We start from the raw sequence: 18,400 nt of genomic DNA, 5'->3' as shown, positions 1-18,400 counted from the left end.
TTAACCGCGCGGTGAGGAAAACGACAGGGGCAATGTGCGCCAAAACCTAACGCTTCACAAGGCAAAGCGCGAATAATGGAGCGTACGTGTTGTGTCCAACGCGACGGAAGGAAGATGTGGGTCTGGAGAATCTGAAGGAATCCGCCAAGGCGCTCATTACGCTGGGGCCTGCCCGCAAGGACCATTGGATCGGCCTGCGCACCGGCATCGGTGTTTTTGCGCCTCTGATCACGCTCTTCGCGATTGACCGGCTGGACCTTGTGGTCTTTGCCGTGTTCGGCGCCTTTACCGGCGTGTATGGGCGCGTGGACGGCTACTGGAACCGGTTGCGGATGCAGGTGCGTTCCGGGGCCTTGTTCTTCGCGGTAATCGCCCTGGCGCTGGCCGCTTCGCACTGGTGGATCGACCATTCGGACCCTGGAATCAAGCAGTGGCAAGTAGTTGGCGCGACGACTCTCGTGGCCGGTGCCTGCTCGGTGCTGGTGGGTTTCATGCGGCTGCGGCCCGGCGGTTCGCTGTTCCACATCTTCGCATTCGCGGCAATTGCCTCGATCCCCGTCCCCGCGCCAATCGGCGAAGCCCTGCTCGTGTCGGCCCTGACGATCTTGTTGTCGGTAGCCATCGGTGCGGCCGGTGCACTCGGGCAGTGGACCAGCTTGTGGAAGCGCACCCCGCTGCCGCCACTATCGGATAACGTCCGCAAGGCCATCTGGTGGGAAGGGCTGTTCTACATCCTGACAGCCGGCGTGGCCGGCGCCTTGGCCAATACCGTGGGCAGCAGCCTGGAAGCCGGGCACAACTACTGGGCGATGGTGGCCGCGGTGGTTCCCCTGGTCGGGCACACCACGACCTTGCGCATCCGGCGCGGCGTGCACCGAATGCTTGGCACCCTGGCAGGCATGGTCCTGATGGCGATCTTGATCTTCCTGAACCCGCAGGTCTGGATCCTGCTCGCCTTCATCGCCATATGCCAATTCATGGCCGAGCTGCTGGTCATGCGCAACTATTTCCTGGCGCAGGTCTTCATTACCCCGATGGCGCTCGTGGGCGTCTCGCTGGTGACGGGCCTGAGCGGCTCGGTGATGTACGACCGCGTGGTCGAGACCCTGATCGGCTGCACCGTGGGCATGCTCGGGGTGCTCTTGGGAAGCTGGGTTGGATCGATCATCAAGCGCCGGCAGGGAATCATTCCAAATAGCGGGCAGCAGGGCTAGATATTCACTCCGACATGGGCTAATGCCTGACGGAGAATATTTTCTCGACCGCCAGCGAACTCGCCCTGGATGTCCGAGCTGAGCGCTTCGCTGGGCGAAAGCCAGGTCAGCTCCAACGCATCGGAGCGAGGGCTGGTCTCGCCGCGAACCGGCACGATGTAGCACATGGATACGGCATGCTGGCGATCATCGGTCAGGCCGGTTTCGCTCGGTGCCGGGAAGTATTCTGCAACGGTGAATGGCACCGGTGAAGCCGGAAGCTGCGGAAGCACCATGGTGCCCAGGTCCTTTTCAATGTGGCGGATCAACGCGGCGCGTATGGTCTCGCGGTACATCACTCGCCCCGAAACGAAGGTGCGCAGCATGCGCCCGTCATCATCGCCGGTGAGCAGCAGGCCCACCTCGTTGACGTAGCCCAGCGGGTCCAGGCGCACGGGAATGGCCTCGACGTAGAGCATGGGCAGGCGCTGCCGTGCCTCGTAGAGGTCTTCTTCGGAGAGCCATCCAGGGTATGGGTCAGGAGTGCGCACGTTCATGGTTCTATCTTCGTACACAAACCCTCGACATTCCGTGAAGCTGGATCTGTGTTGCCGAACTCACCTATAAGGTTTCCTGCACCCCTAGTGCACCGCAATCCCAAGCGATAAAATCGATAGAGCTATTTGAACTTCCTTGCCCGGCGAAGCAGCCGCAAGCGTCAGATAGCGTTTCCTTTTTCCGAATCCTCGTGGAAGCAGATTCCTGCCGTGACGAACGCTCCAGAACGACTGAGCAAACAGAACTTCACCACGATTGCGGTGCTGATTGTTTCCAGCTTCGTGGTCATCCTGAACGAGACCATCATGAACGTGGCCCTGCCTGTTCTGATGGATGAATTCAATGTCACCGCTGACGCAATTCAGTGGCTGTCAACCATCTTCATGCTGACTATGGCCGTGGTCATTCCAATGACCGGCTTCCTGCTTCAGCGGATGAGCATCCGTAATGTCTTCGTCTTGGCCATGGGCCTGTTCACTCTGGGCACCCTGCTGGCTGCCCTCGCGCCGGGCCTGAGCGTCCTGCTGGTGGCCCGTGTGATCCAGGCCAGCGGCACCGCCATCATGATGCCGCTGCTGATGACCACCATCTTGCATCTGGTCCCTGCTGAGCGCCGCGGCGTGCTGATGGGCAATGTCTCCATCGTGATCTCCGTAGCCCCGGCCATCGGCCCGACGGTATCCGGACTGATCTTGCAGTACCTGTCGTGGCGATTCATGTTCATCGTGATCATCCCGATCGCGGTAGCGGCTCTGCTGATCGGCACCCCTCGACTGTCCAAGGACGTTGACGGCGCCTCGACGCCGCTGTCCATTCCTTCGCTGATTCTGGCCATCCCGGGTTTCGGCGGCCTGGTCTACGGCCTCAGCGGCTTGTCGGTTGGCGTCACCCCGCTGAACCTGGGCATCCTTGTTGGCGCGATTCTGTGCCTGCTCGCTTTCGTTTTCCTGCAGCTGAACCTGCAGAAGGAAGACAAGGCGCTGCTGGATCTGCGTCCGCTGAACTACAGGGCTTTCACCCTTTCGCTGGTGCTGATGATGTTCTCGATGATTTCGCTGTTCGGCGTGATCATCCTGCTGCCGATGTTCTTCACCAACGTGTTGGGCATTGAAACCCTGACCACCGGTTTGATCATGCTCCCGGGCGGTCTGCTGATGGGTGTCCTGGCGCCATTGGTCGGAAAGCTCTACGACAAGGTCGGCGCCCGTCCGCTGATCGTTCCCGGCGCCCTGGTGCTGCTGGTTTCGCTGCTGGGCTACGCGGTGGTCCTGGATGTGGACACTCCGATCTGGCTGCTGGTTGTCATGCACCTGGTGATGAGCTTGGGCCTGGCCTTCATCTTCACCCCGGCCTTCACCACTGCGCTGAACCCGCTGCCGCACAGCCTGCACTCGCACGGTTCGGCCCTGCTCTCGACCTTGCAGCAGTTGGCGGGCGCCATGGGCACCGCCCTGCTGGTTGGCGTTGTCGCCTCATCCACCGCCGCGAAGATCGCAGCTGGCGGCGATCCGCTGACCGCTTCGGTCGAAGGCTTCCAACCTGGCTTCCTGATCGGTGCCGGCTGCAGCGTCGGCATCGTGGTGATCGGTTTCCTGCTTGGCGGCAAGAAGAAATCGGCTGGAGTCGAAGCCGAGCCTGCGACGGTTCCGAGCCACTAGGCTGCAGGACAGTGCAAGAGCCGCTGGATCCCATCGCGGGGTCCAGCGGTTTTTCCATGCCCGCGGGCAAGAGTCTTCGCCTCCACGCAACTGGCCAGTAATGTAGATCACAAGACCACTGTCTACAAAGGGGTAAATATGCAGTTGCAGGATTCAGTCGCTCTGGTCACCGGCGGCCTATCGGGATTGGGACGCGCCACGGCGCAGAAGCTGGCCACCGCCGCCAGGCATGTGGTGGTACTCGACCTGCCGCGTGAGGATGGCGATGAAATCGCCGCCGAGATCGGCGCGAATGTCCGCTTCGTGCCAGCTGATGTCACTGACGCGCAGCAGGTGGCTGCCGGCATCGAACGTGCCAAGGAACTTGGCACCCTGCGGGTGCTGGTCAATTGCGCCGGTGTGGCAACACCAGGCAAGGTGCTGGGCCGCGACGGAGTGCTGCCGCTGGAGCGCTTCGCCAAGGTGCTGGACATCAATGTCAACGGCACCTTCAACGTGATCCGCCTGGCCGCAGAAGCCATGGCGCATAGCGAAGCGCTGAGCGATGAGCAGGGAACCACCGAACGCGGGGTCATCATCAACACCGCGTCGGTGGCGGCCTTTGACGGCCAGATCGGGCAGCCGGCCTATGCGGCCTCCAAGGGAGCAGTAGCGGCCATGACCCTGCCGCTGGCTCGCGAGCTGGCGAACCACCAGATCCGCGTCATGACCATCGCACCGGGCATTTTCCACACGCCGATGATGGCCGGCCTGCCGCAGGCTGCCCAGGACTCGCTCGGAGCCCAGGTGCCGCATCCTTCGCGTCTTGGACGTCCGGAAGAATACGCGGCATTGGTGGAGCACATCGTGGCCAACCCGATGCTCAACGGCGAAACCATTCGCCTTGATGGAGCCATCCGCATGGCGCCACGCTAGGCACCCGTGGCGGGCGCGGCCAGTCCTAGAACTCTATGGGCTTGCCGCGCTGCGCACGGTGCTCGGCATGGCTGATCTGGAACCGGCGGTTCTCGGCCATCAGGAAGACCAGCAAGGCCATGAAGATCCAGACCGCGCAGACCCACAGCGGTGCGGACTCATTGAGCCAGCCCTGGATGGCAGCGGCGATCATGCAGATTCCGAAGCCGCTGGCAAAGGCGTGGCGGCCGCGCTCCGAGTGGGCGAAGGCGGCGGCAACCACTGAAATTCCGGCCGCCACCACCACAGCAGGAAGTCCCTGCCCGCCGTCATTCCATCCGGCGGCGGCAAACCAGAGTTGCAGGGCATAGACCAGGCTGGAACCGGCAAAGAAGCTTACCGGGGCATCCGTTGCCCAGCGCTCCAAGCGGTTTCGCGCAGTATTCCTGTTCAGCTGGAGCACGCCGTACAGGGACAGCAGCGAAGCGATGGTTGCCAGGATGGCAGCGCTGATGGCCAAGAACCCGGAGGCCAGGGTGATGGCGCAGGCCATCATCGCTGTGGCCGGGATCGAATAAACGGAAATGATTCGTTGGCGTCGCGCCGAAAGCTGATCGCGGCGCAGCGAAAACGCGGCGCTCAGGACCAGCGCGATGGCAGTTGCCGGCCACAACACCGAATGCACCAGGCTGGTATCCAGCAGGCTGGACGGCGCGCGTCCATGCAAGCCGGAAGGCAACGCCAACGAGGTCAGCAGCAGCAATAAGCCCGACGCGCCCAAGAGGTATCCGCGGACCGTGTCGAAAGGTTCCACTGCAGGGTTGGGGCGATGATCTGGCGCCGAGTAGGGCAACACGAAGGAGGACCGTTCTGCCGCCGAAGCAATGGCAGACTGGGCCGACTCCACCAGGGAATCGAGTTGCGGGGTCCGCTGGTGTTCGGCCATCTTGCCTTCATCCTTACGGGGCACGGGATAATAGGCACCAGCCTAGGGCAATTCTTCCCCCGTGAGAAGAGGTTATGGGACCGACGGCGCTTCCAGTAGCCGCTGTTGCGAGCTGAAGCTGCGCGCGTGGCCGGTCAGCGGATCGGTGAAGGAAATGGTGTGCGCCAGCAATTGCAGCGGGCGCCGGTAGTCATCCGGGGCCAGGTCCCACAGCCGCGGATAGAACGCGTCATTGATGATGCCCAGGCCCAAGGAAGCCAGGTGCACTCGCAGCTGATGGGTCTTGCCCGATCGCGGTTCCAGATCCATCAAGGCGACCTCCAGCCCGGCATGGAAACCGGTGCTCGTTCCGATCGCCTCGAGCTTGACCAGGGTCTGGGCGTTCGGCTCGCCTTCTTCCACAATGGAACGCAGCTGGCCCTTGACCTTGGCCATCCGGTTCTCGAAGAGCAACGGCATCCGCTGCAGCAGGCCACGCAGCTCGGATTCCGGTTTGACCTGCGAATGCTCCCCATTTGGATGCAGCACCCGTCCAGTTTCCAGGCCTTCGCCCGGCTGAAGGGCGACCACCGCCTTGTAGCGCTTGGCGATCTCGCGGCGTTCGAAGAGCATCTGGTAATCGCCGCGGGTCGCCGGATTCACCGCGAAAAGAATGACCCCGGCGGTGGCCCGGTCCAGCCGGTGCATCGGCACCAAATCATCGATGCCGGTCTGGTTGCGCAGGCGCACCAGCGCGGATTCCTGGATGAAGCGTCCGCCGGGTGTGGTGGGGAGGAAATGCGGCTTGTCCACGACCAGCAGATGCTCGTCTTGGTGCAGGATCCTGGCTTCAAAGGGAATGGGAGTTTCTACCGGCAGGGAACGGTAGTACCAAATGAATTCGTGCTCGCCCAGGGGCGTCTGGCGGGTGAGCGGAGTGCCGCCCAAGCCAACGATCTGCTGATCATCGAAGCGGCGCAGGATGCCCTCTGGATCCACATGGCCGAAGCGCTCAAGCAAATAATCTGCGACAGTTGCCCACGAACCGGTCCGCGGGAGGCGAAGACGAGTTGCATTGACGCCGTTGCGCACGGGAAGCGGGGATTCCATAGCCATAGGGGCTATTCTCCCATCTTTGCCAGGACCGCGCAGGCCGCGGTCTGCTAGGTTGGTTCGATGGCCATGCGTAAATACAGCGAAGTCGACGTCTTTTCTCCCACTGCATATCTGGGCAACCCCTTGGCTGTGGTCCACGATGCAGAAGGCCTGGCCAGCGGGCAGATGCAAGGATTTGCCAAGTGGACCAATCTGGCCGAGACCACGTTCCTGATGCAACCGGAGGATCCGGCCGCCGACTACCGGGTGCGGATCTTCTCTGCCACCCAGGAATTCCCCTTCGCCGGCCACCCGACGCTGGGCTCGGCCTTTGCCTGGCTGAAGGCCGGCGGGGTTCCCAAGAAGCAGGGACGGGTCATCCAGGAATGCGCCGCCGGGCTGGTGGAGGTGCGCGTTGAGCCGCAACGGCTATGGTTCGCTGCCCCGCCGCTGACCCGCTACGAACCGGTTGCCGAATTGCTGGTGCAGCGCATCGCCGAGGTACTGGCGATTCCCCGGGAGCAGATCCAGGATGCCTCATGGCTGGTCAACGGCCCGGAATGGATCGGGGTGAGGCTCTCCAGTGCGCAGCAGGTACTGGCCTTGGACCCGGATCCCAACGCCCTGGGGACGCTGGCCATCGGGGTTGCAGGTCCGCAGGAGCCAGGGGCCGGCACGCAGTTCGAAGTGCGTGCTTTCGTCGGCGGGGACCCAGTGTGGGAAGACCCGGCCACCGGCAGCCTCAATGCGGGCCTGGCCCGGTGGCTGGCCGATTCCGGGTTGGCTCCCGAACGCTACATCGCCGCCCAAGGCACCGCGATCGGGTACCAGGGCCGGGTGCATCTGCGCGTGGAGGACGGCGTGGTCTGGGTGGGAGGCGACGTGAGCAGCTGCGTGCAGGGCGAAGTCGACCTCTAGGCTTGCAGCCGCGCCCCGCCGCCTAGGCCGCTGGCTGGCAGGAAGGGCACAGGTAGCAGTCCCGTTCGGCACCGGTGGAAGCCGAGGGAATGCGCAGCAGCCCGATGCGGGTTCCGCAGCGCAGGCAGGGCTTTGACGCCCGGCCGTAGACCCACAGCGGGTCGCGGGTGCGCGGCTGCCCGGTAGTCACCCGCCGCGACCGGTCCTTGTTCACCACCAGCAAGCGGTGGGCCAGTTCGATTAATGCCGGCAGGCCGGCCACCTCGCCCACCGCGGTGAGCGGATGCACGCGCCGCAGGAACAGGATCTCGCTGCGGTAGACATTTCCCACCCCGGCCATGATCCGCTGGTCCAGCAGCGCTTGGCCGATGCCCAGCTGCGGATCGGCGCGCAGGTTGTCCAGCGCCCGTTGCGCATCCCAGTCCGACCCGAGCAGGTCGGGTCCCAGATGGCCGACCACCTCGGATTCCTGTTCGGTTGGCAGCAGTTTCACCTGGGCGATCTCGAAGCCCACGGCCTTGGCGTTTGCTGTTTCCAGCACCACCCGGGCGGTATGCGCCGGGCGCCTCCAGCGTTCGCCTGGCGCATAGAGATCCCAGCGCCCTTCCATGAGCAGATGCGAATGCAAGGTCAGCGCAGGCTGGGCGAAGGCCGGGTTCGCAGTAGCCGGCGGCTGCAGGCGCATCAGCAGGTGCTTGCCCCGGGGGACGACCTCGCGCACCGTGTACCCGGCGACGTCCACGGTGGCCAGGGCCGGGACGCGGAAATCGGAGGCCAGCAGGATTTCGCCGGCCAGCGCCTGGTGCAGGCGGGCGGTGGCGCGGTAGACGGTATCGCCTTCGGGCATGGGCAACGCTCCTTCGATAGCGGGTCAGCGGCGGAAGCGGATGCCTTGGGGCGTCGCATAGAAACCGGCGCCCAGCAGGGCGGCGCCGACCGGATGGTCCTGCACCGGCTGCCCGTCGACCGTGGCGATGGCGATCTTGTCGACCTGGGCGGTGCGCAGCGCGGCGACCATCGCCGTGGCGAGGATGCGCCAGGACGGCTCGGGCAGCTGCCCGAAGGTCAGCACCGTGCGCCCGCCGCGCTCCAGATAGAGGCTCAGGGCACCGTCGAGCAGCCCGACGATTGCGCCGGCCTTGCGCCCGGGGCGGTGCCCGGTTTCGGTCGCAGGCCAAGCCAGCGCCGCGCCATAGGGGTTCGCCGGATCGGTGGAAGCCAGCACCGTGGCCACCGGCTGTCGGCGCGGGTCATCGGCCAGCTGGAATCCGCGCAGCCGGTCAATGGTGGTAGAGGTGGAGAACTGGGCGGCGCCGAGCTTCTCGACGAAGTAGCCGCGCCGGGCATGGCCAGCCTCTTCCAGCTTCGAGAGCACCCGGTAGAGCTGGCCGAAGCCGCCGGGCACCGACTCGGCGGCCACCGAGCCGCGGGTGAGCACCCCGTAGCGTTCCAGCATGATTTCCGCGGTGGCGTGGGCGCTGATCGTGGGGTCCGCTACCGGTGCGGGCAGCAGCGACCAGCGGGCCGCGCCGCGCGAGCCGCGCGCCGGCCCGCCGGCTTGTTCCCGGGCCAGCCGGTTCAGCCCGGAGAGCCGGTTCAATCGTGCGGCGCGGGCCCGCGGGGCGGGCTTGGCGATTTTGTGCGCGGTGCTTCCGCCGGCCAGGTAGCCGCGGATCGGCGCCATGGTATCCGGTGAAATGTACCCGGCCCAGAACAGCCTCCAGCAGGATTCGGCGACCTCGTGGCTGCTGGCCGCCGGCTCATCGCTGCGGTGGATGCGCCCGGCCAGCTCCTCGGCGAAGTAGGCGCCGGTGGACTCGAAGGCCTGGAGCACGCGCAGGTCCAGGGCTTGCAGCGCGCTGGCATCGGGCTGGGGAAGGCTCAGCGCTGCATGCTCGGCGGTGTGCAGCGACAGCCAGCCGTCCTTGCCCCCGGCGGCTCCGGCGCCGCAGATCAGGATATCCCCGGAGCTGCACAGCTCATCCAGCCAGGAATTCTGGTAGCCCCTCAGCCGGGCCGGGAGCACGAAGGATTCCAGGGCGGAGGCGGGGACCTCGGCGCCGGCGAGCTGGGCAACGATTTCATAGGCGCCGTCGGCTCCCTGCAGCGAAGAACCGATCTGCTGCCAGGCCGGCAGGAAGCGCCCGTAGGTGTGCTGGTCCACCGGCTCCACCTCGGCGCGCAGCGCCGCCAGGGATCGGGTGCGGATGGTGCGCAGCACCGCCACGTCGCAGTATTCGTCGCCGGCCACGCCTTCGGGGACGAGCTCCAGCGGGCGGAAGGCCCCCAGCGACAAGCGGCCGGCGGCCACCAGCTGGTCGAGAACGGGGCGCAGCACCGCGACGCCCAGTCCCAGCTGCGCGGCCAGCTCCCCGAGGGTGAACGGGGCGTGGGTGCGGGCGAAGCGCGAGACCAGGTCCTGGATCGGAGCGGTGGCAGGCTCCAGGAAGGCCGCCGGGATGCCGGTGGGCAGCGGGGTGCCCAGCGCATCGCGCAGCTTGCCGGCATCCTCGATGGCCGCGTACACCAGCTGGCCGGAGCGCCGCAAGGTGAAAGCCCGGCGCGTGGAAACCAGGGCCTCGGCGTGGGCCCGGGCGCTGGCAGGATCCAGCGCCGCCTCGTCATCGGCCGGATCGCGCAGCCGGGCTGCCAGCTGCCCGGCATCCAGCGGACCCAGCAGCCGCAGCAGGTCCGCGGCGCCTTCCATGCCCGCCAACCGGCGGTTGGCTGCCAGATGCTGCAGCTGCTCCTGCAAGGCCGAGATGACCTGCGGGTCCAGCACCTCGCGCACGTCGTTGCGCCCGAGCAATTCGCCCAGCAGCACCGGATCCAGGCTCAGGGCGGCGGCGCGGCGTTCGGCCAGCGGCGCGTCGGATTCGTAGAGGAACTGCGCCACGTAGCCGAAAAGCAGGGATTGGGCGAAGGGCGAAGGCAGCTCGGTGGTCACTTCCACCAGGCGGATGGCCCGCGAGGAGATGCTGGAGAGGATCCTGGACAGCGCCGGCAGATCGTAGACATCATTCAGGCATTCGCGCACGGTTTCCAGGATGATCGGGAAGTCCGGGTAGTTGCGGGCCACATCCAGCAGCTGGCTGGCACGCTGGCGCTGCTGCCACAGCGGGGTGCGCTTGGTCGGGTTGATCCGCGGCAGCAGCAGCGCGCGGGCGGCGCATTCGCGGAAGCGGGAGGCAAACAACGCGGAATTGGCCACCTGCGAGGTGACCACCTCGATGATCTCGTCGGCTTCGAAGGCGAAGAGGTCCGCCCCGGGCGGCTCATCGTCCATGGCGGGGATGCGCAGCACGATCCCGTCGTCGGCGGCCATCGCCGAGGCGTCCAGCCCCCAGCGTTCGCGGACCCGCGCGCCGACGGCCAGCGCCCACGGGGCGTGCACGGCCAAGCCGAACGGGGAGTGCAGGATGACCCGCCAGTCGCCCAGTTCGTCGTGGAAGCGCTCAATCACGAAATTCTGGTGGTTGGGCACCTGGCCGGTGGCCCGGCGCTGCTCGTCCAGGTAGTTGAGCAGATTGTTCGCGGCGAACGGATCCAGCCCGCTGCCGTGCAGCACTTCGGCCGCTTCGGTGCGTTCGCTGGCCAGCAGCTTCGTGGTGAATTCGCCCAGCGCCGCCCCGAGTTCCACCGGGCGTCCCAGCCCGTCGCCGTGCCAGAAGGGCAGCTTTCCGGGCTGGCCGAAGGCCGGGGTGACCAGCACCCGGTCGTGGGTGATGTCCTCGATGCGCCAGCTGGTCGCCCCGAGGGCGAAAATGTCCCCGACGCGCGATTCGTAGACCATTTCCTCGTCCAGCTCGCCCACGCGCTTGGGCGCCTTGTCATCCTCGGATCCGGCCAGGAAAACCCCGAACAGCCCGCGGTCCGGGATGGTGCCGCCGGAAATCACGGCCAGGCGCTGCGCCCCGGGCCGGGCGGTGAGGGTGCCGGCATCCCGGTCCCAGATCAGCCGCGGCTTAAGCGTGGCGAATTCATCCGAAGGGTACTTGCCCGAGAGCATGTCCAAGGTGGCCAGATAGGCGCTGCGCGGCAGCTGCTGGTAGGGGGCGGCGCGGCGCACGGTGTCGAACCATTGCTCTACGTCCAAGTCGTCCATGGCCACCGCGGCCAGGGTCTGCTGCGCCAGCACATCCAGCGGGTTGGCGGGGATCACCATCTTCTCGATGGCTCCTTGGCGCATGCGGGTGACCACCAGGGCGGTGGAGAGCAGGTCCGCCCGGTGCTTGGGGAAGAAAGCGCCCCGGGAGACCGAGCCGACCTGGTGCCCGGCACGGCCCACGCGCTGCAGCCCCGAGGAGACCGAGTTCGGGGATTCGACCTGGATCACCAGATCCACCAGTCCCATGTCGATGCCGAGTTCCAGGGAGCTGGTGGCCACCACGGCGCGCAGCTTGCCCAGCTTCAGGTCGTCCTCGATCTGGGCGCGCGAATCCTTGGACACCGAGCCGTGGTGGGCTCGGGCCAGCAACGGAGCTTCCGGGTGCGCGGCAGCGGTGGAGCCGGCCTGGGCCATCAGCGCTGCGGGGCTGGAGGTGGAAGCATCCTCGGCGCTGAATCCCTCGCGTTCGGCGTAGATTTCGTTCAGCCGCCCGGTCAGCCGCTCGGCCAGCCGGCGGGAGTTGGCGAAGATGATGGTCGAATGGTTGTCCAGCACCAGATCCACCAGCTGGTTTTCCACATGCGGCCAGATGCTCGCCGACGCCGCGGGGGAGGAACCCGGACCCAGATCATGCGCTCCGGCCGCGGAAGGCAGGTCGGTCATGTCTTCCACCGGGACGCGCACCGCCAACTCCCATTTCTTGGTGGACGGCGGGCGCACGATGTTCACCGGGGCGGAGCCGGCCAGGAAGCGGGCCACTTCTTCGGGCGGCTCGACGGTGGCAGAGAGCCCGATGCGCTGGGCCGGGGCGGGCAGCAGCGCGTCGAGCCGTTCCAGGGACAGGGCCAAATGGGTTCCGCGCTTGGTATTGGCAATCGCGTGGACCTCATCGATGATTACGGTGTGCACCTCGGCAAGGGTCTTGCGTGCTTGGCTGGTGAGCATCAGGTACAGCGACTCGGGCGTGGTGATCAGGATTTCGGGCGGGTCCTTGAGCAGCTTGCGCCGGTCATTGGCCGGAGTGTCTCCGGAGCGCACGCCCACCGACACCGACGGCTGGGACAAGCCCATTTCGTGCGCGGTGGCGCGGATGCCAGCGAGCGGAGAACGCAGGTTGCGCTCCACATCGACCCCGAGGGCCTTCAGCGGAGAAATGTAGAGCACCTTGGTGCCATTGCCTGCTGGATGATCGGCATCGGAGTCCATCCCCGGCAATGCTGGAGCGTCAAGTTCCGCGTGGTGCAGCCGGTCCAGTGCCCAGAGGAACGCGGCCAGGGTCTTGCCAGAGCCGGTTGGCGCGATGACCAGGGTGTGCTTCCCGTCCGAGATGGATTCCCAGGCGCCACTCTGGGCAACGGTGGGCGCGGAGAAGACGTCGGTGAACCACTTGCGGGTGGCTGCGCCGAACCGGGACAGGACATCGCTCATGGAATCGATACTACGGTCTGCGAACGACAAGATCGGCCATTATCCGCCCGCCGTGATCTCCCGCAGGGCCGCCACATGGCTGACGTAGGCCCGGCGTCCGGATTTGGTCAGCGAAACGCGCATATGGCTGCGCCCCAGCTTGGTGAACCGCTCGATGCCGATATACCCGGCATCGGCGAGCTGCTTGAGGTGCTTGCTCAAGACGGAGTCGGCGACATCGAGGATGCCGCGAAGGTGCGCGAATTCTGCCCACTGCACCGGGGCGAGGCTGGCGCAAATGCGCAGGCGGATGGGTGCATGGATCAGCTCGTCGAATTGCGCATTGCTAGATGGCTTGTTCATTTCCATCCTTGATGCGGGATTTGATGGTTTCGCGGCGCATGATCCACAGGGAACTGGTGAAGACAGCGGCCAATGCGAGGAATTTGGGTATCGCGAACAGCCAAGTCTGGGGAATCCAGAAGGTGCACAATTGCAGGGCGAGCATCATGAACAGCATGACAGCGATGTATTTGCCCGAGTGCCTCAATGCAGGACGGGACTTGGGCCGCTGGCGCGACCAGTAGGCGTACCAGGCGATCAATGGCACATAGAGCACCGGCGACCAGTACCAAAGGGCGATGTCGATGACTCCGTAGAGCGAAAAGATTGCCGACGTGGCGATGCCCAGGGCAATCATGAATGCCCCGGGGGCTTCGGTGGCGCTGACGGTGCCGCTCGCGGCTTCTTCGGCCGTGGCGAGTTGGGAAGCGGCTTCGCGCTCCGAGGGGATCTGCGAATTGTTCACCTGGCTAGACCGCCATTTCCTGGGCATCTTGCACACGGTCCTTGTCCCATGCCGCTTGCGCGGAGGAAAGCAAATGCCATAAGGCGGTGCAGGAGACGACTAGTTTCGCACCGATGCTCCAAGGGTCCTCGGCGACCCAAAAGCGCAGGCACATCACGATCATTGACGCCAGGAACGCGTACCAGCCGTAGGTTGCCGAGCTGCTGAGCAAAGGGCGCATCTTGGCGCGGCTGCGCATAATCACGTAGTGCACGAGGGCTGCAACGACAGCCACCGCGAATAACGCCAGAGCCATCTTTGGCGAAAGGACATGTTCAAGACTCATCGCGGTGCTCCCGAGCACCACGTACACGAAGAGGGTGGCCCGGGAAGAAGTGCCGGCAGCGATCATCTTGTTCGAGGCCTGGTCCGCGGAGGCCAGGCGCTCCGCGGCGGTCAGCTTGTCGATTCGTTCTTGCCCCTCAGCCATGATTTCCCCACTTTCCGTTATGGAAAGTCTTGTCTTTCCAAGTTGGAAAGTCAAGGGAATGGCTTAAATGTGATGGTACTTCCCGCCTGCCAGGATGTCCTGCGCGCGGTACAGCTGCTCGGTGAGGATCAAGCGCACCAGCTGGTGCGGGAAGACCAGCTTCGAAAGCGACCAGGTGAAATTGGCCCGCGCATGCACGGATGCGTCCACGCCGTACGCGCCGCCGATGATGATCACGACATTGCGCGAAGCATCGATCGGCGTGCGCAGGGTGTTGGCCAGGGCAGGGGAGTCCACGTTCTTTCCGCGCTCATCGAGCAGAACCACGAAGTCGCGGTCATCGATTTTCGCCAGGATGCGGGCCGACTCCTCGGTGCGGGCCGCGTCGTTCTCGCGCGAGGAGTGGCTCAGCAGCTGCCAGGTGAGGTCGAAGGGTTTCTTCAGCCGCTTCTCGTAGCGGGAAATACCCTCGTCCACCCAGGATTCGTGTTTCTTGCCAACTGCCAGCACCTTGATCGTCATGCTTCCATTGTTCCGCATCGATCGAGTTCAGCGCTTCGCGCCCATCCCGATACGATGGAAGCCATGCGATCCTCATGGTATTTCCGGCAAGGCCAACGTTCCCGCGGCGCACAGGTGCTATGGATCATTTTCGGGCTGGTCGTCGCCATGTTCTACTTCACCCGCAGGGTGCTGGTCTCCCTGCACGCGGGCGGATGGGCCAAGGATCTGGACGCCCCAGCCTACCAATGGGCACTGGAGCACCAGTCGCCGTTCCTGTTTGCGGTCTCCGACTTCCTGTACTTCTGGGGATCCACACCGGGAATGACCATGATCATGCTGGTGATCACCTCATTGCTGTGCTGGAGAACCCGCAGCGCGTGGCCGTTGGCGGCCATCGCGTTCACTGCACTGGTCTCGGTCCTGCTGACCGTTATTCTCAAGACAAGCCTCCAGGTGCCGCGTCCCCAAGGCGTTCCCGGAGGCCCGGCGCCGCCGCAGACCTTTTCGTTCCCCAGCGGGCACACGCTGAACTCGGCCGCGCTGATCGGCATCGCCAGCTACCTGGCGATCATCTACGGGCTGCGCCGCTACGCGTACCTGATCTCCATCGTCGCGGCGCTATTCGTCCTGGCGATGGGAGCTTCCCGAATCTACATCGGGCACCACTGGGTCTCGGACGTGCTGGTGGGGTTGCTGATCGGGGCCGCATGGGCTGCCGTCGTGGGGATCCTGCACTACTACTTCGTGCCGCGGCCGCAGGTCCCTAGGCCAGCACCCGGATCGGTGCGCCGCTAGCCCACGCGCGGATGTCTTCCACCGCGTCGCGGTAGAACATCTCGAACTGCTCGATGGTCACATAGCCGATATGCGGGGTGGCAATCACGCCCCGGGTAGCGGCCAGCCGGTCCTTGGCCGGCAGCGGTTCCACGTCGAAGACATCCACCGCGGCCAGGTGCAACTGCCGGCTGTCCAGCGCGTCGATGAGCGCGTCGGTCTGCACGATCCTGCTGCGCGAGGTGTTGACCAGGATGGAATCGGGACGCATCCACGCCAGCTGCTTGGGTCCGATGACCCCGGTGCTGCGCTCCGAGAGCTTCAGGTGCACGGTGACGATGTCGCTGGTGGAGAACAGCTCGGCTTCGGAGACCAGCTCCACGCCCACTTCGGTGGCGCGGGCCTTGGTGAGATTCTGGCTGTAGGCGATGATCCGCATGCCGAAGGCCAAGCCGACCTTCGCAACCTTCGCTCCCAGATTTCCCAGGCCGTAGACGCCCAGGGTCTTGCCGGACAGGCCCAGTCCGAAAGTGGTCTGCCAGCCCGAGCCAGCCGCCAGCGGGCGGTCCGCGGAAAACAGCTCCACATCCAGTCGGCGTGCGGCGCTGAGGATCAGCGCCCAGGTGTGCTCGGCGGCATCGGTAGCCACGTAGCCGGTGTGGCTGACCACGATGCCCTGGTTCTTGGCAGCCTGCAGGTCGATGGATCCGTTGCGGCGGCCGGTGGTGACCAGCAGCTTCAGGTTGGGCAGCGCAGCCAGCCGGGCGGCCGGGAAAGGCGTGCGTTCGCGCATGGCGACGATGGCGTCGAAGGGCTGCAGCGCCTGGACGACGGTACTGTCCTCGTGGCCCAGGTGCTCGGTGAAGACCGTGACTTCGGCGTCCAGGGCGACGGCGAGGCCGTCGAAATCGGCCAGCGAGCGGGCCACGTTGTGGTAATCATCCAGGATTGCAATGCGCATGGATTCATCCTAGGCACCTGCAGCCGATGCTGTCCCACTGCGGGCGTAACAAAAAGCTGGTGCCTGCTCATTGAACTGCTCCCCAAAAGTTGGACTGAAAAAGTCACAACAACTTTTGGGGAGTTTTTCATGCACGCACGAAGGATGGCGCTACCCGATGACCGTGAAATCCAATTCCTCGGTGAAAGAACGCCCATGCACGTCGGTGGCAGTCACCGTGGCCGTGTGCGCCCCGACGGAGAGATCATCTGGCAGTTCCAAGCGCCACAAGTGGCTGGTCTTCTCGGCGAAGCCGCCGCCATGGACGAATTGCTCGGCGATGGCCGCCGGATCCGAGTACTCGGCGCCTGACAGCGGGCGTTCGCCGGCCATTTTCTGCGTCCGCTCGGCCGCAACCGGGTCCTGGCCGTCGATGGAGACCTCGACAGCGGAGCCGGTGCTGCCCATCCAGAAGTTCGTGGTCAGCCAGGTGTCCTCGGCCAGTCCCTGCCGGCTCACCGCCAACGGGTCATCCAGGGCCGGAACCGTGCCGCGCTCCTTTTCCAGATTCTCCTCGTACCACTGCCGGTACGCCGGGGTGTTCAAGCCCAGGGACATCTGCTTGCTGGCATCCCCGCCGGTCACGGTGAAGCGCTCGGTGATCTTGGTGTTCTTGATGTCCAAGGTGAGCACTCCCGGAGGGGTCCCGTCGCGCTGGATGGAAGTCGGGTAGCCGTTCCCGGTAACCCGCCCGTCATACCACTGCCCGGAAATGGCCGGGACAGTCAAGTGCGTGAACGGCAGGCCTGCCTCGCCGACCTCGTCGCGCCAGCCATCCATCAGGTCCCCGGCGCGCAGGTTCTCTGACATGTGGGTGTGCCCGCCCAGGGAAACGACCTCGCGTCCTTCCAGCAATTCGTAGATCTCCCGGACCTGCTTGGTGGAATGCTCGTCGCTGTAGAAGAACTCCAGCAGGGGGCTGTGCCCGGCCAGGACGATGGCCTTGTTCTTGGGTACCTCGGCCAGGTCCGCGCGCAGCCACTGCAGCTGGCGCTTGCCCAGATCGTAGGTGTAGTCGCTCTTCTTGGCCGGAACCGCAGTCGGGTAATCGATGGTGCTCAGGGCGATGACGTGAGTCTTGCCCGTGTCGTAGGAGTAGTACTCCGGACCGAACTGGGCGCGGAAGGAATCGTACTCGTGCTGCCCGTCCAGCGAGTCGTAGTCGATGTCGTGGTTGCCCGGCAGGAACCGGGCCGGACCGTTGAGCATGGAGGACAGTTCGCGGGTCTGGTGGAAGAAGTTCAGGTCATCGCCCACGAGGTCGCCGATGAACAAGGCGCCGCAGCCGGTGTAGTCGGTGCGGGCCGCCAGATCGGCGAAAGCGCCTTCCCTGGCGTACTCGACTTCCTGCTGGGTATAGGTCTGCACATCCGCACCGATGACGCAGCTCTGCTCGGGCGATTGCGTGGCGCTGCTGGCCACCAGCGGGAAGTTGACTGCCTCGGGCAGCGGCCCGGTCGGGGCGATGCCGTCGTACTTCAGGTCCGGGGAGCCTTCAGGCAGGTGGGTGTAGAAGAATTGGGCGACGTTGTCGTCGTCGACCGGAACCTGGAAGCCCCGGGGCTGGGTGACGAACGCGGTCATGTTGTTGTATGCCGGAAGTTCGTAGCGTCCCTGCCCATCGGTGGCCACGACGTCGCGGCCGTTGGAAACCGTGACGTTCGGTAGGCCAGGCTCGTTGGCATCCTGCGTGGAGTTCTTGTTGCGATCCTCGAAGACCACTCCGTCGAGCGTCTCTTGCGCGGTGCCGCTGCGGCCAGTTCCTGCCGGGATCACCTCGACTGACCCGCGGTAGGCCGAGGAGCTCCAGTCCGCGGCGGACTTGGCTGCCGGCACTGCCTCGAGTTCCGGGGTGGCGCCGATGAATGCGGTGGAAGCTGCAATGGCAACTAGGCTTCCGGCGGTGAGATGCAGTGGGGTGAGATGATTGGTTTTGCCGGGTCGAGCGAAGATTTTCACGAACGTTCCTCCGGGTGGGGACAATCTGCCGGCCCCTTGGCCGGCCGTCTTCCACGGTGCCAATGGCAGGTGAATTGCAACCCCTGCTCAGGTAATGTCTAATAATCGATCCCGTAAATAGTTATCGACT

16 protein-coding genes are annotated in these 18,400 nt (G+C 65.0%); 5 read left to right on the top strand and 11 right to left on the bottom strand.

Annotated elements, in window-relative coordinates; all coding sequences use genetic code 11:
- The first annotated feature begins 116 nt into the window (after nucleotides 1–116).
- Nucleotides 117–1,214 carry an FUSC family protein gene (locus AC1Z36_RS00815; RefSeq protein WP_286134340.1) on the top strand — a complete coding sequence of 366 codons (1,098 nt, stop codon included), beginning with the start codon at nucleotides 117–119 and terminating at the stop codon, nucleotides 1,212–1,214.
- Here AC1Z36_RS00815 and AC1Z36_RS00810 read toward each other — a convergent pair.
- The gene (locus tag AC1Z36_RS00810; protein WP_105658590.1) at nucleotides 1,211–1,750 is read right to left on the bottom strand and encodes an NUDIX hydrolase family protein; all 540 of its coding nucleotides are present in this window, start codon (nucleotides 1,748–1,750) and stop codon (nucleotides 1,211–1,213) included. The genes AC1Z36_RS00815 and AC1Z36_RS00810 overlap by 4 nt on opposite strands.
- Before the next feature lie 210 nt (nucleotides 1,751–1,960).
- Here AC1Z36_RS00810 and AC1Z36_RS00805 point away from each other — a divergent pair, with 210 nt between their 5' ends.
- Nucleotides 1,961–3,409: an MDR family MFS transporter gene (locus tag AC1Z36_RS00805; RefSeq protein WP_133834369.1), complete on the top strand. Its 1,449-nt coding sequence runs from the start codon at nucleotides 1,961–1,963 to the stop codon at nucleotides 3,407–3,409.
- A 138-nt stretch (nucleotides 3,410–3,547) separates the two neighbouring features.
- Nucleotides 3,548–4,324: an SDR family NAD(P)-dependent oxidoreductase gene (locus AC1Z36_RS00800; RefSeq protein ID WP_105658588.1), complete on the top strand. Its 777-nt coding sequence runs from the start codon at nucleotides 3,548–3,550 to the stop codon at nucleotides 4,322–4,324.
- Nucleotides 4,325–4,349: 25 nt separating this feature from the next.
- On the opposite strand, the gene AC1Z36_RS00795 is transcribed toward AC1Z36_RS00800, so the two are convergent.
- Complete coding sequence (locus tag AC1Z36_RS00795; protein ID WP_105658587.1) at nucleotides 4,350–5,249, bottom strand: hypothetical protein; 900 nt, start codon at nucleotides 5,247–5,249, stop codon at nucleotides 4,350–4,352.
- A gap of 72 nt (nucleotides 5,250–5,321) precedes the next feature.
- Nucleotides 5,322–6,344 carry a pseudouridine synthase gene (locus AC1Z36_RS00790; RefSeq protein ID WP_105658586.1) on the bottom strand — a complete coding sequence of 341 codons (1,023 nt, stop codon included), beginning with the start codon at nucleotides 6,342–6,344 and terminating at the stop codon, nucleotides 5,322–5,324.
- 60 nt (nucleotides 6,345–6,404) lie between these two features.
- Here AC1Z36_RS00790 and AC1Z36_RS00785 point away from each other — a divergent pair, with 60 nt between their 5' ends.
- Nucleotides 6,405–7,241, top strand: a complete 837-nt coding sequence (locus tag AC1Z36_RS00785) for a PhzF family phenazine biosynthesis protein (RefSeq protein ID WP_332498592.1) — start codon at nucleotides 6,405–6,407, stop codon at nucleotides 7,239–7,241.
- Between the two features lie 22 nt (nucleotides 7,242–7,263).
- Here the strand turns inward: AC1Z36_RS00785 and AC1Z36_RS00780 are convergent, their stop codons facing one another.
- The 6 genes from AC1Z36_RS00780 to AC1Z36_RS00755 form a co-directional block, all read right to left on the bottom strand.
- The gene (locus AC1Z36_RS00780; RefSeq protein WP_402741776.1) at nucleotides 7,264–8,088 is read right to left on the bottom strand and encodes a DNA-formamidopyrimidine glycosylase family protein; all 825 of its coding nucleotides are present in this window, start codon (nucleotides 8,086–8,088) and stop codon (nucleotides 7,264–7,266) included.
- A 24-nt stretch (nucleotides 8,089–8,112) separates the two neighbouring features.
- On the bottom strand, nucleotides 8,113–12,777 hold the full coding sequence (locus AC1Z36_RS00775; RefSeq protein WP_332498589.1) for an ATP-dependent helicase: 4,665 nt from the start codon (nucleotides 12,775–12,777) through the stop codon (nucleotides 8,113–8,115).
- A gap of 39 nt (nucleotides 12,778–12,816) precedes the next feature.
- Nucleotides 12,817–13,119, bottom strand: a complete 303-nt coding sequence (locus AC1Z36_RS00770; protein WP_105658582.1) for a transcriptional regulator — start codon at nucleotides 13,117–13,119, stop codon at nucleotides 12,817–12,819.
- Complete coding sequence (locus AC1Z36_RS00765) at nucleotides 13,103–13,564, bottom strand: hypothetical protein (protein WP_483561566.1); 462 nt, start codon at nucleotides 13,562–13,564, stop codon at nucleotides 13,103–13,105. Before AC1Z36_RS00765 ends, AC1Z36_RS00770 begins: the two co-directional genes overlap by 17 nt.
- Before the next feature lie 4 nt (nucleotides 13,565–13,568).
- The gene (locus AC1Z36_RS00760) at nucleotides 13,569–14,033 is read right to left on the bottom strand and encodes a hypothetical protein (protein ID WP_133834374.1); all 465 of its coding nucleotides are present in this window, start codon (nucleotides 14,031–14,033) and stop codon (nucleotides 13,569–13,571) included.
- Nucleotides 14,034–14,096: 63 nt separating this feature from the next.
- A complete protein-coding gene (locus AC1Z36_RS00755) occupies nucleotides 14,097–14,555 on the bottom strand; it encodes a 23S rRNA (pseudouridine(1915)-N(3))-methyltransferase RlmH (RefSeq protein WP_332487428.1) in 459 nt (152 codons plus the stop codon).
- A gap of 63 nt (nucleotides 14,556–14,618) precedes the next feature.
- On the opposite strand from AC1Z36_RS00755, the gene AC1Z36_RS00750 reads away from it, so the two are divergent.
- Nucleotides 14,619–15,332, top strand: a complete 714-nt coding sequence (locus AC1Z36_RS00750; protein ID WP_332487430.1) for a phosphatase PAP2 family protein — start codon at nucleotides 14,619–14,621, stop codon at nucleotides 15,330–15,332.
- On the opposite strand, the gene AC1Z36_RS00745 is transcribed toward AC1Z36_RS00750, so the two are convergent.
- Both AC1Z36_RS00745 and AC1Z36_RS00740 read right to left on the bottom strand, forming a co-directional pair.
- A complete protein-coding gene (locus AC1Z36_RS00745; protein WP_483561565.1) occupies nucleotides 15,301–16,272 on the bottom strand; it encodes a D-2-hydroxyacid dehydrogenase family protein in 972 nt (323 codons plus the stop codon). The two genes, AC1Z36_RS00750 and AC1Z36_RS00745, sit on opposite strands and share 32 nt — an antisense overlap.
- Nucleotides 16,273–16,422: 150 nt before the next feature.
- The gene (locus AC1Z36_RS00740) at nucleotides 16,423–18,270 is read right to left on the bottom strand and encodes a calcineurin-like phosphoesterase C-terminal domain-containing protein (RefSeq protein ID WP_402697326.1); all 1,848 of its coding nucleotides are present in this window, start codon (nucleotides 18,268–18,270) and stop codon (nucleotides 16,423–16,425) included.
- Between the last annotated feature and the right edge of the window lie 130 nt (nucleotides 18,271–18,400).

It is taken from the genome of Glutamicibacter sp. BS14, assembly GCF_056934375.1.
Note: the sequence above shows the minus strand (reverse complement) of the source record. Positions and strands in the feature narration are given on the sequence as shown.